Below are 13,757 nucleotides of genomic sequence, written 5' to 3'. Positions count from 1 at the left end.
CTAACAAGCCAGCGGTCTATTGGGAGGAATGGACCCTGAAACAAGTTGGCATTTATCCCCTTGAAACATGTAAGGGGATGGGGCATACAATATGTATGAAAACGAAATCGCCCACGCTGCGCCAGTTTCAGGACCGCTTTCCGACTGAGGATAGTTGCTTGGACCACCTGTTTCAGGTTCGCTACGGCACGGATTTCGACTGCCCTAGCTGCGGTCGCTCGGCTAAGTTCTCGCGCGTAAATGGTCGTCGCTCCTATCAGTGCCAGTGGTGTGCGTATCAGGTCTATCCGACCGCTGGCACCCCTTTCGATCGCACCCGCACGCCGCTGCGCGACTGGTTCTTTGTCATGTTCCAGTTCTGCGCGTCGCGGAACGGCGTGGCGGCTAAGGAAGTCGAGCGCCAGCTAGGCGTGACCTACAAGACGGCATGGCGCATGTGCCACATGATCCGCGAATATATGGGTTCGCTGGACAGCGATGACCCCTTGGGCGGTGTTGGCGAAACTGTTGAGATTGACGAAACGCTGATCGGCGGTTCCGTCTCTGGTATGGGTTCGGGCTATAAGGGCAACAAGACCACGGTCGTCGGCATGATGGAGCGCGGCGGGGAATTGATTACCCGCGTTGTTCCTGCCCGTAACAAGGCCGCTATGCACAGCCTCATCAACGCCCATGTCCTGCCCGGCACGACCGTCAATACGGACGAATTCGGCGGCTACAAGGATTTGAGCCTGAACGGCTATCGCCACATGACCGTCAGCCACAAGGCGAAGGAATATGCGACACCGTGCGGCAAGGGCGTAAATTCGGTAGAAGGCTTCTGGGCGCAGCTAAAGCGCGGGATTAACGGCACCCACATTCACGTCAGCGGGAAGCATCTCCCGAAGTATCTGGGGAGTTTGAATATCGCTACAACATGCGTCAGGCGCCTCACCTGATGCTTGATCGGATGATGGTTTCTTTCCCGCGCTGACAGGGGGCTGGCCGTTGGCCATGCGCCCTAAGAGGCGGTCGAAGCGGTCATTTAGATTTCCGGTCATGTTCGTTCGCCTACTTCAAATTTTTCGATGTTGTTTTCACTCTCCTTTTCGAGAGAGTTGAATTCACCCACGATTTTAGACGCTCTTGTCCGGTTTCCCGCCCTCAGAAACGGGGCGATTTGCTGATAAACCATAGCGCATTTATAAACGGTAGTAGGTTTGTTGGTGCCCTTAGCGCAGTCAAATGCCGCTATACCGTGCTGTTCAAGCTGGCGTTCAATAGCGGCTGCTTGAGATAGCAGCATCATTGTGCGGTCATTTGAACCAGTGCCGTTTTGCAAAACTTCGGCCTGAAAGCGATCTATGTCGCCTAAAAGTTCCGCGTATCTCGCCCGGTCCAAACGATCGAATACCACATCTAGCCATGCGCCCAAACATAGCCCGCATGTCGCAAAAACCAGCCAATAGAAGCCGCTCTCGCCGAATATACTTTGCGCCCACGTTACCACCGCCGTGGGGTCTTTCCATATTCGCTCGCTGATGCCATCGAACGCGAGTGGCAACAAAAACACAGCGGCAACGCCGCTTGTGGCAGCCCTGAATGTAGAGCGAATTCCCATACCCCTCCCATCACGCCGATTCCCCTTCGGCGCAACGGTGAGATACTAGATTTGCCCCTACATGTCCAAAGGGGATAAATGCCAAACAAGTTCAGGGTGACGATGTGGGATGGACCGCTTCTGGTCGCTTCGAGACCGGCAGAATATATCCTCGCTGCTAGGCCGCCGGCCAATGGAAGGGGATGCGGCTGTCGCCGGTGACGTTGCCGTCCGCGTCGAAGCGGCGTTCCAGCGCCAGGCCGGTGCCGTCCGGCGCGATGGCGAGGATGCTGCTGCAGCGTGTGCCATAGATGGGGTTGCGGATGAAGATGGGGGATACGGGCGGCTCCAGCGGGGCGTCGGACGGTGTGGCCGGGGCGATGCCGGTGGCGGGCAGGGTCTCGCGGCGCAGGGCGTCGAACAGGCTTTCCGGATCGGTGGCGCCGGCGACGAGCCATTGCAGCATCGCGTCCTTGAGTGCGAGCGTCTTGGGCCAGGGCTGGTCGAGCGGGCCGTTGGAGAGGCCATAGAGGCCGGGCGCGAGCAGGCTGCGCTGGGGTTCGGGGCGATTGGTGAGGAAGATGAGCCGGTCGCGGTCGGCGAGCAGCAGGTTGAACGGGTTGAAATCGTCGAGCACCGCCGCATAGGGATCGGCATAGGTGCCGGCGCTGGTCAGCAGATCGGTCACCAGTGCGCCGCGTGAGGCGCGGTCGGGCAGGGGATCGCCATAGCCGCGCAAATTGGTGATGACGGCGGCCCGGCCATCCTCGTCCGCGCCGAGCCAGGTGCCGCCCGATTGCAGGTCGCGCCCGGCGATCAGGCCCGGCCGATCGTCCCAGCGCGCCATCGCGGCGGCGGGACGGGCATGATATTCGTCGCGATTGCCGATCAGGACAAGCTGCCAGCGCGGGTGCGCCCGCCAGGCCAGTGCCACGATACACATTTGCTGCCTCCATCACCCAACACCGGCTTGATAAATGGCGCGGCCGCCGCCATATAGGGGGTGCCGGGTTCGCCCGGCTATGGTGATAAATCGTGTCGTATAATAGACGCAGCGGACCCGGGGGCAGTACCCGGCGGTTCCACCACATGTCCCGGATGACCTTTGGTCTGGCGGGGTGTCTGATGGGGCCGAACTAGGATCGACGTGTGTTCAAAGGCGATGCTTTTACCCGGCCCGTGTAAGCCGTTAAACTGTGCAAAACTCACAAGTGCCAACGATAACGAAGCACTCGCCATTGCAGCGTAATTGAGGGCCTCACGGCCTGACATTACTCTAAAATAGCGCGGTTGAACCCACCGGGCAACAGAAGGGAATTCAGCGGCCCCCGGAGGCGCCGGGCAACAGAAGCCTCCGGACCCAATCCATCAGACGATGTTTTTTCAGGCCACGCCGCTTGCGGCGAATGGCCTTTTCGCGCGTCCATGATGCGATTCGAATCGGGTGAAATTTGCGTATCGCATTCGATTTCACTTTTATGACACTGATGTGAAAAACGCATAAGGCGATGAAATTACGCCGATATAAAATGGAATCGACGCCCATGCCTGATCTTGTGTCGATGTCATCAAGATGAAATAATTCCGGCTATGTTAGAAAGTTTTTTTCGGAGAAAATCGATGTTCAAGGCGGCGGCAGTTGCGGGCTTTCTTCTGGCTTCGGCAGTGCCGGCCATGGCGTCGGCGGCGGATGACGTGATCGTCAGCGTCGTGCCGGATGCGGGTCTGGCCGCGTCGGCGCTGCTCGCCCATGATTTCGACAAGGCCGCGCGCAAGCTGCAGGCGGTCTGGCCCGACACTATCAACGATCCGGCACGCCTGATCAACCTGGGCAATGCCTATGCGGGGATGGGGCGCACCAGCGATGCGCGTGAGGCCTATGCCGCGGTGGCACGCGTGCCTGACATGACGCTGGTGCTGGCCGATGGCAGCGAGGAATCCTCGCGCTCGATCGCGCAGCGCGCTTCGGCCCGCCTGAATACGAGCTATGCGATGCGCTGAACGCCCTGTTTCAGTGGCTCGTACAGGGGCGTCGTCCGGTGGATGGCGCCCCTTTCTGTTGGCTGTGGCGGTTGGGTCACTGTCTTTGAACTGTAATTTTATCGACCCCGATATGTCATAAAAGGAAAATGAGGCTGTCATTTACCGCGCCTACCTGCCGCTTCCGAGGGCGACAGGGGGCGTTGTCCGATTCGCTTTTCCCCCTTGCGCTCCGCATCGCAACAAACCCGGCAGAAGCCGGAGCGGAGACGACATGGCCAAGATCAACCGTATCCATAATATCCTGATGGCGGGCTGCGCCTGCGCGGCGCTGGCTGCCTGCGGCGCGGACGACATTGCTTCGCCCGGCACCGGTGGCGACGTCATCATCAACCCGACGCCGACCCCCACGCCGACCCCGACCCCCACGCCGACCCCGGCCGCCGTTACCCCGGCTGCGGGCTGCCCGACGATCGCCGACCCCAAGGGCCTGACCGACGAGGGCACCATTTCCAGCGCGAACGGTGATGCCTGGCGCGTCTGCACGCTGCCTTCGATCATCGCCAAGAGCATCACCCTGCCCAAGATCGCAGGCCTGGTCTATCAGATGAAGGGCCGCGTCGACGTCGGCTGCGACAGCGGCTTCGCTGCGCCCACCGCCTCGGCGCCCGTCACCAGCTCGACCGTGGGCTGCACCACCGCCAACGGCTTCACGCTGGTCGGTGGCCAACTGACCGCCGACACCAACGTCACCCTGACCATCGAGCCGGGCGTCATTGTCTATGGCGGCACTGGCACGAGCTGGCTGGCCGTCAACCGCGGCAACAAGATCAACGCCGTCGGCACCGCCAGCGCGCCGATCATCTTCACCAGCCGCGACAATATCAATGGCAACTCGACCGAAACGTCGATGGGCCAGTGGGGCGGCGTCGTGCTGATGGGCCGTGCGCGCACCACGGACTGCAACAGCGGTTCGGTCGGCGCCGACACCTGCGAGCGTCAGACCGAAGGTTCGGCCGATCCGGCGACCTTTGGCGGTCGCGACGACGCCTATAATGCGGGCACCATGAAATATGTCCAGATCCGCTATTCGGGCTATGTTCTGGGCGCCAACACCGAACTGCAGGCGCTGACCGGCGAAAGCATCGGCAGCGGCACCACGCTGGACTATATCCAGAGCTTCAACAGCTCGGACGACGGCGCGGAATTCTTCGGCGGCACCGTGCGCATGAAGCATTATATCGCGACCGGCGCGGACGATGACAGCCTCGACGCCGACACCGGCATCCAGGGTCGCTTCCAATATGTGCTGATCGTGCAGCGTCCGGGTCAGGGCGACGCGCTGATGGAAATCGACAGCAACGGTCTGGAAAGCGATACCCCGCGCCAGAACACCATCGTCGCCAACTTCACCGCGATCCAGTCGCAGGTCAGCAGCAACAACGAAGCCAATGACCAGGCCTCGATCCTGAACCGCGGCAACAGCGATCTGTCGCTGGTGAACGGCATCGTCGTGTCGCCCAACAACGAGTGCGTCCGCCTGCATGGCACGGGCACCGCTTCGACCCGCGCCACGCTGACCGCCCGTTCGGTGCTGATGCAGTGCAACGCGACGAAGTATATCGGTTCGGGTAGCGGCGCGACCGCCTACACCGCCGCCGATGTCGCTGCCATCTTCAGCGGCAACAACAACAATGATGCCTACACGGCCTCGCTGAGCGCGGTGTTCATCAACGGTGCGGCCGAAACCGCCGCCACCGCGATCGACGCCAAGACGCTGGACAGCTTCTTCGACACGACGACCTATGTCGGCGCGGTCAAGGACGCCAACGACACCTGGTTCGCCGGCTGGACCTGCAACTCGGCCTACGCGCCGTTTGACAGCACCAGCACCGCGCGCCGCGCCTGCACCTCGATCCCGCTCTAAGACGGGACGGACCTGATGCGGGGCGGGACGCGGCCATGATCGGCCGCATCCCGCCCCGAAACGTGCAATGACCTTATCTAGGGGATATTCGATGGCGACGCCGCTCAAGTTCGCGGGCCTGCTGCTGCTTTCCACTGCGCTGGTCGCGCCGGCCGCGCTGGCCCAGGAAGTGCCCGCGCCCGCCGATGCCACCACGTCCGACCCGCAGGCGGCCGATCCTGCTGCTGCTGCCGGTCGTTCGACCGCTGAGGATCCGGAGGCGGCGCCCGACATTTCGGTCCCCGGTTCCGACATCATCGTCACCGGCCGCCGCAGTGCCAACGTCCAGAAGAATATTCCGGCGGTGGTTTCGGTCTTGTCTTCGGCCGATATCGCCCGGACGGGCGACGGCAACATCGCCGGCGCGCTGGGCCGCGTCACCGGCCTGTCGGTGGTCGGCAACGGCTATGTCTATGTCCGAGGGCTGGGCGATCGCTATTCGCTCGCGCTGCTGAACGGTTCGCCGCTGCCCAGCCCCGAGCCGCTCAAGCGAGTCGTGCCGCTGGACCTGTTCCCGACGAACATCGTCTCGTCCTCGATGGTGCAGAAGAGCTATTCGGCCAATTATCCCGGCGAGTTCGGCGGCGGCGTGATCAACCTGACGACCAATGCGGTGCCGGCGGAAAGCTTCCTGACGATCAGCGGCGGTATCGGTGCCAACACCGAAACCACCTATCAGATGGGCTATAGCTATTATGGCAGCAAGAGCGACTGGACCGGCTTCGACAATGGCAGCCGCGACATTCCGCCGGCGCTCGCCGCCTTCTTCGCCAGCGGCGAACGGATCAGCTCGGGCAATGTCGATACCACCGCGATCGCGGCGGAAATGGTGCGCTTCAGCAAGGGCACCGTCCAGCGCATCAAGGATATCGACCCCAATTATTCGGCGACCATCTCGGGCGGCACTTCGTTCGATCTGGGCGGTTCGACCCTGGGCCTGATCGCCACCGCGGGCTACAGCAACAAGTGGACCACGCGCGACCAGCGCCAGCAAAATTCGATCACGCCCGACCTGTCGGCGCTCAATTCGGATTTCCAGCGCGTTACCACCGACAATCGCATCGTCGTCAACGGCCTGCTGGGCCTGGGCCTGGAGTTTGGCGATAACAAGATCCGCTGGACCAACCTCTATATCCGCGACACGCTCAAGCACACCCGCATGGGCCTGGGCAACACCCAGACCCAGCCGACGTCGGACATCATGGAGCAGGATACCGCCTGGTATGAGCGCCAGCTGATCGACACGCAGGTGGTGGGCGAGTTCAAGCTGAGCCCGGCGTTCAGCCTGGACGTGCGCGGCGGCTTTGCCAATTCGCAGCGCGAAGCCCCCTATGAACTGTCGTTCGAATATATCCGCACCAATGCGGCGGCCGACCCCTATGGCAATCTGTTCGTCAATCGTCTGAACGGCAATACCGGCCAGACCGCGACGGTCAGCTTCTCCGACCTCAACGAGGATCTGTGGTCGGGCGGCGCGGACCTGACCTGGAAGCCGTCGGCCGACATGGCGCTGACCGCCGGCTATGCCTATGTCGACACCAACCGCACCAGCTCGCGCCGCGACTTCCAGTTCCGCGCGTCGAGCGACATGCCCGAGGGCGTGGGCGTGCTGCGCCCTGACCTGCTGCTGGCACCGGGCATCGTCAACTATTATGACATCAGCCTGATCGAGACCAACGAAGGCAATCCCGCCTTCCGCGCGACGCTCAAGAACCATGCCGGCTATGGCAAGCTGAACTGGCAGATCCTGGACGATCTGTCGCTCGACGCAGGCGTTCGCTACGAAACGGCCAAGCTGACCGTGTCGCCGCTGCAGGTGTTCAGCACGCCGGGCGCCAGTACGGCCTCGACCCAGCTCGACAATGACTATTGGCTGCCCAGCGGCACGCTGACCTGGCAGATGCGCGACGACATGCAGGTGCGCCTGAACGCGTCGAAGACCATCGCCCGGCCGCAGTTCCGCGAGCTGATCTATCAGTTCTACTTCGACCCGGACACCAACCGTCGCTATCAGGGCAACCCCTATCTGCAGGACAGCAAGCTGTTCAACGCGGAAGCGCGCTATGAATGGTATTTCGCGCGGGATCAGCGCTTCTCGCTGTCGGGCTTCTTCAAGAAGATCGACAACCCGATCGAAACCTTCATCACGCTCAACGGCGACAATTTCGTCACCAGCTTCGCCAACGCGCCCAAGGCGGACCTCTATGGCGGCGAAGTCGAGTTGCAGAAATATTTCGACCTGTCGTCCATGTCGGACAGCGCGTTCTTCTCGACCCGCCGTCTGGTGACGATCGCCAACTATACCTACACCAAGTCGAAGCTGAAGGTGAAGGAAGGCGATACGACCGCCGTGTTCGGCGCGTCGTCGACGCTGGCGACCGACTATTTCCGCAACGGTTCGCCGCTGACGGGCCAGTCGGACCATCTGGTCAACTTCCAGTTCGGCCTGGAAGACCAGGACAAGCTGTCGCAGCAGACGTTGATCCTGTCCTATGCCAGCAAGCGCGTGACCAGCCGTGGCCTGGCCAACCAGGACCAGCCGGACGTCTATGAACATCCCGGCATCAACCTGGACTTCGTGGCGCGCCAGGGCGTCTATGTTGCGGGGCGCCAGTTCGACGCCAAGTTCGAGGTGCGCAACATCCTGGGCAACGACTATGAGGAAAGCCAGTCGAACGGCACCAACAAGGTCATCTACAACGCCTATAATTATGGCACGACCTTCAACTTCTCGCTGTCGACGACCTTCTGACGTCAGGCACAGCCGAAACGGAAAGGGCGCCCGATCGGGCGCCCTTTTGCGTTGGGGGATCGGCGGCGCGGGCTCATTTCTCGATCAGCAGCTTCACGATCCGGCGCTTGCCGAAGCGCAGCGGGTCGGCGAACCAGGTTATCTCCACTTTCTGCCCCTCGCGCAGATAGGGTGGACCGCCGGCAAAGCCGCAGAAGGTCGCCACCGGACAGCGGCTGCCCTCGTGCCAGGAAAAACTCTCCTCGCCGATATCGAAGCCATGGGTGACATTGGCCTGATGCTTCTGGAAGGAGAGGGGGTCGGTATTCCGGCTGCGCGTGCGGATGTCCCATAATTTGCTGATCCGCCCCTTGGTCACGCTCATCTGGTCCATGTCCATGGCGCCGACCCGCAACTGGTCGAACAGCGGCAGGCCGCCGAACCACATGCCGGCAAGCAGGATCGCGGCCGGCGTATAGCGCGGCATTCGTCGCCCGGATCGCTTCCACCAGCGGGCGCCCAGGAACAAGAGGGCAAAGAAGATCAGATAAAGGATCGCCGCCCAGTCGAACGGCGCCATGCTCCTGTCATAGGCTGTAATCACCTCATCCTCCCCCTGTGCATTGTTCCCGTCATGCCATGACGGTTGCGAAAGGAAAGAGGCTGGCGGTGCGCGCGTTCGGGGAGGGGCCTGGACGCGGGCAGGCATGTTGTCCGTGCATCATCGCGGACGCTTCACAGGGTTTTCCCCGATAGCCGGCTGGTCAGGCAGGATGCAGACAAAGGCGACCCAATTCCTGTTCATGCGAAGGGAAAGCACCATGGCCGACAAAAAACCCAATATCCTCGTCATCTGGGGCGACGATATCGGGATATCGAACCTCAGTTGCTACACCGACGGGGTGATGGGCTATCGCACGCCCAATATCGACCGGATCGCCAAGGAGGGGATGAAGTTCACCGACAGCTATGGCGAGCAGAGCTGCACCGCCGGCCGTTCTTCCTTCATCACCGGACAGAGCGTGCTGCGCACCGGCCTGTCCAAGGTCGGCATTCCCGGCGCGCCGGTGGGCATGAGCGACAAGATCATCACCATCGCCGCGCTGCTGAAGGAACAGGGCTATGCCACCGGCCAGTTCGGCAAGAACCATCTGGGCGACCTGAACCACATGCTGCCGACCAATCACGGCTTCGACGAATTTTTCGGCAATCTCTATCACCTGAACGCCGAAGAAGAGCCGGAGATGGAAAATTATCCGCTCAACGAACCGGACATGCCGCATTTCAAGGAACGCTTCGGCCCGCGCGGGGTGATCCATTCCTTCGCGACCGATGTCGACGACGCCACCGAAATGCCGCGCTGGGGCAAGGTCGGCAAGCAGAAGATCGAGGATACCGGCCCGCTGACGGCCAAGCGCATGGAAACCTGCGACGATGAATTCGTCGAGCGCGCGTCGAAATTCATCAAGCAGGCGGAGGCCGATGGAAAGCCGTGGTTCGTATGGGTGAACACCACCCATATGCACATGTTCACGCACCCCAAGCCGGGCAGCAAGGGCCAGGCCGGCCGCTGGCAGTCCGACTATCACGACACCATGATCGATCATGACAAGAATGTCGGCCAGCTGCTCGACCTGCTGGACGAACTGGGCATCGCCGAGGATACGCTGGTCCAATATTCGACCGACAATGGCCCGCATCGCAACAGCTGGCCCGATTGCGGCACGACGCCGTTCCGCAGCGAAAAGAACACCAATTGGGAAGGCGCCTTCCGCATTCCGATGATGGTGCGCTGGCCGGGCAAGGTGCCGGCCGGATCAGTTTCCAACGGCATCGTCCAGCATCATGACTGGCTGCCGACCTTCCTGGAAATGGCGGGCGAGCCCGACATCGTCGAGAAGGTGAAGAAGGGCTACAAGGCGATCGGCCGGACCTACAAGAACCATATCGACGGCGTCAGCCTGGTCGGCCATATCACCGGCAAGGAGGAGAAGAGCCCGCGCAATGCCTTCTTCTACATCAGCGACGATGGCGACATCCTGGCGATGCGCTACGACAATTGGAAATGCGTGTTCCTGGAACAGCGCTGCGTCGGCACGATGAAGGTATGGGGCGAGCCGTTCACCCGGTTGCGCATTCCCAAGCTCTTCAACCTGCGGATCGATCCTTATGAGTTCGCCGACATCACATCCAACACCTATTATGACTGGGTGTTGAAGAACACCTTCCTGCTCTATGGCGCGCAGGCGGGGGCGGCCCAATTTGCCGACACCTTCAAGGAATTCCCGCCGATCCAGAAGCCCAACACCTTCACCATTGACGACGCGATCAACGCGATGGGCGATGCGGCGGGCGGCGCGAGCTGAACCATGAAAAAAAGCGGCGCGGGATACTGTCCCGCGCCGCTCCTGATAATCGCTGTCCTGATGCCGCCGCCTGATCCTGCGATCGGGCGGCGGTCTTGATCAGGCCGCCTTGGGCGGGGCGAACTTGGTGAGGTCGATGCCGACCACGGCCTTCTTATATTCGTCCATGTTGGGCGTGCGGCCCAGGATGGTCGAGAGCACCACCAACGGGGTCGAGGCGAGGAGGGATTCGCCCTTCTTCTCGGCCGTGTCTTCCACCACGCGGCCCTGGAACAGGCGGGTCGAGGTGGCGAGGACGGTGTCGCCCTTCGCGGCCTTTTCCTGGTTGCCCATGCACAGGTTGCAGCCCGGACGCTCCAGATAGAGAGTGTTCTCATATTCGGTGCGGGCGGCGTTCTTGGGGTGGCTGTCGTCGAACTCGAAGCCGGCATACTTCTTGAGCACGTCCCAGTCGCCTTCGGCCTTCAGCTCGTCGACGATATTGTAGGTCGGCGGAGCGACGACCAGCGGCGCCTTGAACTCGACCTTGCCCTCGGCGGCTTCGATGTTCTTGAGCATCTGGGCCAGGATCTTCATGTCGCCCTTGTGCACCATGCACGATCCGATGAAGCCCAGATCCACCTTCTTGGTGCCGCCATAATAGGAAACCGGGCGGATGGTGTCATGGGTGTAGCGCTTCGACACGTCGGCATTGTTGACGTCCGGGTCCGCGATCATCGGTTCGTCGATCTGATCGAGGTCGACGACGACTTCGGCATAATATTTGGCGTTGGCGTCGGGCGACAGGGCCGGCTTCTCGCCCGAGCGGATCTCGGCGATGCGCTTGTCGGCCAGAGCGATCAGGCCACGGAGCGTGCCGGCGGCATTTTCCATGCCCTTGTCGATCATGATCTGGATGCGCGACTTGGCGATTTCCAGCGACTCGATCAGCGTTTCGTCCTGCGAGATGCAGATCGACGCCTTCGCCTTCATTTCGGCGGTCCAGTCGGTGAAGGTGAAGGCCTGGTCGGCCAGCAGCGTGCCGATATGGACTTCGATGATGCGGCCCTGGAAGACATTCTCGCCAGCGAACTGGTGGAGCATCTGCGCCTGGGTGGCGTGGACGACGTCGCGGAAGTCCATATAGGGCGCCATCTGGCCCTTGAAGGTGACCTTGACCGACTGCGGGATCGGCATGGTGGCCTCACCGGTGGCCAGCGCCAGCGCAACCGTGCCCGAGTCCGCGCCGAAGGCCACGCCCTTCGACATGCGGGTGTGGCTGTCGCCGCCGATGATGATTGCCCAGTCGTCCACGGTGATGTCGTTCAGCACCTTGTGGATGACGTCGGTCATCGCGTGATAGACGCCCTTGGGGTCGCGCGCGGTGATCAGGCCGAAATTGTTCATGAAGCTCATGAGCTTGGGAATGTTGGCCTGGGCCTTCTTGTCCCACACCGACGCGGTGTGGCAGCCCGACTGATAGGCGCCATCGACCAGTGGCGAGATGACGGTGGCGGCCATCGCCTCCAGTTCCTGCGCGGTCATCAGGCCGGTGGTGTCCTGCGAGCCGACGATGTTGACCTTCACGCGCACGTCCGAACCGGCATGCAGTATCTTGCCCGGCGTCACGCCCACGGCGTTGCGGTTGAAGATCTTCTCAACCGCGGTCAGGCCCTGGTCGTCGACCGTGATTTCCTTGTTCGGCGCAAACACCTTGGGTGCTTCGATGCCCAGCGTTTCGGCAGCGAAGGTCTGGAGCTTCTTGCCGAAGACGATGGCGTAGCTGCTGCCCGCCTTCATGAATTCCATCTTCTGGGGCGTGAAGGCGGCGGCGACGTCGACCAGTTCCTTGCCGGCCTCGTCGGTCAGCTTCTTGTTCTTGACGTCGATCTTCAGCACCGTGCCGGTCGCGACCGAGAAGGCCTCTTCCAGCACCGGATTACCGTCATTGTTGATGATCGCCTTGCCCTCGCCATCGGTCTTCTTGACCCAGTTCTTGAGGTTGAGGCCGATGCCGCCGGTGACGTCCACGGTGGTCGCGAAGATCGGCGAGATGCCGTTGGTGCCGGCGACTACGGGCGCATAGTTGACGAAGGGGACATAGGGGCTCTGCTGCTTGCCGGCCCACAGCGCCACATTGTTGACGCCCGACATGCGCGACGAGCCAACGCCCATCGTGCCCTTTTCGGCGATCAGCATGACGCGCGCGTCGGGATGCTGGGCCTTCAGGGCAACGATTTCCTGCTGCGCTTCGGGCGAGATCATGCACAGGCCGTGCAGTTCGCGGTCCGAGCGCGAGTGCGCCTGGTTGCCCGGCGAGAGAAGGTCGGTCGAGATGTCGCCTTCGCCGGCGATGAAGGTCACGACCTTGATCTCGTCCTCGACCTCGGGGAGCTTGGTGAAGAATTCGGCCTTGGCATAGCTTTCCAGCACATCCTTGGCGACGGCATTGCCAGCGGCGAAGGCGTCGCGCAGGCGGAACATGTCGGCGTCGTATAGGAAGACCTGGGTCTTGAGCACTTCGCCCGCCTGAACGGCCAGCGCGGCGTCATCGCCGAGCGCGATGTCGAGCAACACGGCGATCGAGGGGCCGCCCTTCATATGGCTGAGCAGTTCCAGCGCGAAGGCAGGGGTGATTTCCGCGACGGTGACGTCGCCCAGCACGATCTTCTTGAGGAAGTCGGCCTTTACGCCCGCAGCGCTGGTGGTGCCGGGCAGGGTGTTGTAGATGAAGAATTTGAGCGCGTCGGCGCGATGTTCGCTGCCCGCGTCCTGGATCAGGGTGATGAGTTCGGCGACGAGGGCGCCGTCGTCGATCGGCTTGGGTGCGAGCCCCTGGACTTTCCTGCTGTCGATTTCGGCCAGATAATCCAGGTAGATGCTCATTATAAATCCAATGCCATAAAGTGTATGAATCCGGGCGTGGCACCACCGGACGGCTTTATGGACCGACCTGGGGCGGTGACGGGTCGCGCGTAGGCCAAGATCGCCCGGCTTGCAAGCTGCCCGATAGGCCCGGATGCACCGATCCGGATCGCCCCGGCGCTCGCTGCGCGGGGAGCGGCGGCGATCCGTAGCGGCGGACGAGTGTCGAAGCGGATATTGGGTGCCACCATGATGTCTGCAACCCTTCTTATGTTGCCCAGGCGGCTCCAA

The 13,757-nt window shown here is 61.9% G+C and carries 9 protein-coding genes, 1 other RNA gene and 1 pseudogene; 6 read left to right on the top strand and 5 right to left on the bottom strand.

Going from position 1 to position 13,757, the window contains the following annotated elements:
- The first annotated feature begins 95 nt into the window (after positions 1–95).
- Positions 96–973, top strand: a pseudogene (locus tag AC0KVN_RS22430) (IS1595 family transposase).
- Between the two features lie 63 nt (positions 974–1,036).
- Here the strand turns inward: AC0KVN_RS22430 and AC0KVN_RS22425 are convergent.
- Both AC0KVN_RS22425 and AC0KVN_RS22420 read right to left on the bottom strand, forming a co-directional pair.
- On the bottom strand, positions 1,037–1,600 hold the full coding sequence (locus AC0KVN_RS22425) for a hypothetical protein (RefSeq protein ID WP_435568130.1): 564 nt from the start codon (positions 1,598–1,600) through the stop codon (positions 1,037–1,039).
- A gap of 157 nt (positions 1,601–1,757) precedes the next feature.
- Positions 1,758–2,522, bottom strand: coding sequence for an NRDE family protein (locus tag AC0KVN_RS22420; protein WP_435568129.1), 765 nt, complete (start codon positions 2,520–2,522; stop codon positions 1,758–1,760).
- 23 nt (positions 2,523–2,545) lie between these two features.
- On the opposite strand from AC0KVN_RS22420, the gene ssrA reads away from it, so the two are divergent.
- Positions 2,546–2,900, top strand: a transfer-messenger RNA (tmRNA) gene (ssrA, locus tag AC0KVN_RS22415).
- On the opposite strand, the gene AC0KVN_RS22410 is transcribed toward ssrA, so the two are convergent.
- Positions 2,898–3,125, bottom strand: a complete 228-nt coding sequence (locus tag AC0KVN_RS22410) for a hypothetical protein (RefSeq protein ID WP_435568128.1) — start codon at positions 3,123–3,125, stop codon at positions 2,898–2,900. The genes ssrA and AC0KVN_RS22410 overlap by 3 nt on opposite strands.
- Positions 3,126–3,199: 74 nt before the next feature.
- On the opposite strand from AC0KVN_RS22410, the gene AC0KVN_RS22405 reads away from it, so the two are divergent.
- From AC0KVN_RS22405 to AC0KVN_RS22395, 3 genes are all read left to right on the top strand, one after another.
- On the top strand, positions 3,200–3,580 hold the full coding sequence (locus tag AC0KVN_RS22405) for a hypothetical protein (protein WP_004207460.1): 381 nt from the start codon (positions 3,200–3,202) through the stop codon (positions 3,578–3,580).
- Positions 3,581–3,833: 253 nt separating this feature from the next.
- The gene (locus AC0KVN_RS22400; protein ID WP_435568127.1) at positions 3,834–5,486 is read left to right on the top strand and encodes a hypothetical protein; all 1,653 of its coding nucleotides are present in this window, start codon (positions 3,834–3,836) and stop codon (positions 5,484–5,486) included.
- A 91-nt stretch (positions 5,487–5,577) separates the two neighbouring features.
- A complete protein-coding gene (locus AC0KVN_RS22395) occupies positions 5,578–8,277 on the top strand; it encodes a TonB-dependent receptor domain-containing protein (RefSeq protein ID WP_017500618.1) in 2,700 nt (899 codons plus the stop codon).
- A 73-nt stretch (positions 8,278–8,350) separates the two neighbouring features.
- Here AC0KVN_RS22395 and AC0KVN_RS22390 read toward each other — a convergent pair whose 3' ends face one another.
- The gene (locus tag AC0KVN_RS22390) at positions 8,351–8,860 is read right to left on the bottom strand and encodes a hypothetical protein (RefSeq protein ID WP_435568126.1); all 510 of its coding nucleotides are present in this window, start codon (positions 8,858–8,860) and stop codon (positions 8,351–8,353) included.
- A gap of 217 nt (positions 8,861–9,077) precedes the next feature.
- On the opposite strand from AC0KVN_RS22390, the gene AC0KVN_RS22385 reads away from it, so the two are divergent.
- A complete protein-coding gene (locus AC0KVN_RS22385) occupies positions 9,078–10,622 on the top strand; it encodes an arylsulfatase (RefSeq protein WP_435568125.1) in 1,545 nt (514 codons plus the stop codon).
- Positions 10,623–10,721: 99 nt separating this feature from the next.
- Here the strand turns inward: AC0KVN_RS22385 and AC0KVN_RS22380 are convergent, their stop codons facing one another.
- On the bottom strand, positions 10,722–13,487 hold the full coding sequence (locus tag AC0KVN_RS22380) for a bifunctional aconitate hydratase 2/2-methylisocitrate dehydratase (RefSeq protein WP_435568124.1): 2,766 nt from the start codon (positions 13,485–13,487) through the stop codon (positions 10,722–10,724).
- Positions 13,488–13,757: the final 270 nt, after the last annotated feature.

The organism is Sphingobium sp. SG1, from assembly GCF_057063145.1.
This window is presented reverse-complemented; position numbering and strand designations above follow the sequence as displayed.

Coding starts and splice junctions, on each gene's coding strand:
- AC0KVN_RS22425 (WP_435568130.1), bottom strand. CDS start 1,600: ATGGGAATTCGCTCTACATTCAGGGCTGCCACAAGCGGCGTTGCCGCT.
- AC0KVN_RS22420 (WP_435568129.1), bottom strand. CDS start 2,522: ATGTGTATCGTGGCACTGGCCTGGCGGGCGCACCCGCGCTGGCAGCTT.
- AC0KVN_RS22410 (WP_435568128.1), bottom strand. CDS start 3,125: ATGGGCGTCGATTCCATTTTATATCGGCGTAATTTCATCGCCTTATGC.
- AC0KVN_RS22405 (WP_004207460.1), top strand. CDS start 3,200: ATGTTCAAGGCGGCGGCAGTTGCGGGCTTTCTTCTGGCTTCGGCAGTG.
- AC0KVN_RS22400 (WP_435568127.1), top strand. CDS start 3,834: ATGGCCAAGATCAACCGTATCCATAATATCCTGATGGCGGGCTGCGCC.
- AC0KVN_RS22395 (WP_017500618.1), top strand. CDS start 5,578: ATGGCGACGCCGCTCAAGTTCGCGGGCCTGCTGCTGCTTTCCACTGCG.
- AC0KVN_RS22385 (WP_435568125.1), top strand. CDS start 9,078: ATGGCCGACAAAAAACCCAATATCCTCGTCATCTGGGGCGACGATATC.
- AC0KVN_RS22380 (WP_435568124.1), bottom strand. CDS start 13,487: ATGAGCATCTACCTGGATTATCTGGCCGAAATCGACAGCAGGAAAGTC.